1 protein-coding gene is annotated in these 763 nt (G+C 52.8%); it reads right to left on the bottom strand.

Annotated elements, in window-relative coordinates; translation table 11 throughout:
• Positions 1–53 precede the first annotated feature (53 nt).
• Entirely contained in the window at positions 54–758 is a 705-nt protein-coding gene (locus tag ACYVDM_RS00010) for an IS6-like element IS26 family transposase (protein WP_001067855.1), read from the bottom strand.
• Between the last annotated feature and the right edge of the window lie 5 nt (positions 759–763).

Here is a 763-nt window from a genome sequence, read left to right as displayed (position 1 = left end):
TGGCACTGTTGCAAAGTTAGCGATGAGGCAGCCTTTTGTCTTATTCAAAGGCCTTACATTTCAAAAACTCTGCTTACCAGGCGCATTTCGCCCAGGGGATCACCATAATAAAATGCTGAGGCCTGGCCTTTGCGTAGTGCACGCATCACCTCAATACCTTTGATGGTGGCGTAAGCCGTCTTCATGGATTTAAATCCCAGCGTGGCGCCGATTATCCGTTTCAGTTTGCCATGATCGCATTCAATCACGTTGTTCCGGTACTTAATCTGTCGGTGTTCAACGTCAGACGGGCACCGGCCTTCGCGTTTGAGCAGAGCAAGCGCGCGACCATAGGCGGGCGCTTTATCCGTGTTGATGAATCGCGGGATCTGCCACTTCTTCACGTTGTTGAGGATTTTACCCAGAAACCGGTATGCAGCTTTGCTGTTACGACGGGAGGAGAGATAAAAATCGACAGTGCGGCCCCGGCTGTCGACGGCCCGGTACAGATACGCCCAGCGGCCATTGACCTTCACGTAGGTTTCATCCATGTGCCACGGGCAAAGATCGGAAGGGTTACGCCAGTACCAGCGCAGCCGTTTTTCCATTTCAGGCGCATAACGCTGAACCCAGCGGTAAATCGTGGAGTGATCGACATTCACTCCGCGTTCAGCCAGCATCTCCTGCAGCTCACGGTAACTGATGCCGTATTTGCAGTACCAGCGTACGGCCCACAGAATGATGTCACGCTGAAAATGCCGGCCTTTGAATGGGTTCATGTGCA

Source organism: Bordetella tumulicola (genome assembly GCF_054779135.1).
Note: the sequence above shows the minus strand (reverse complement) of the source record. Positions and strands in the feature narration are given on the sequence as shown.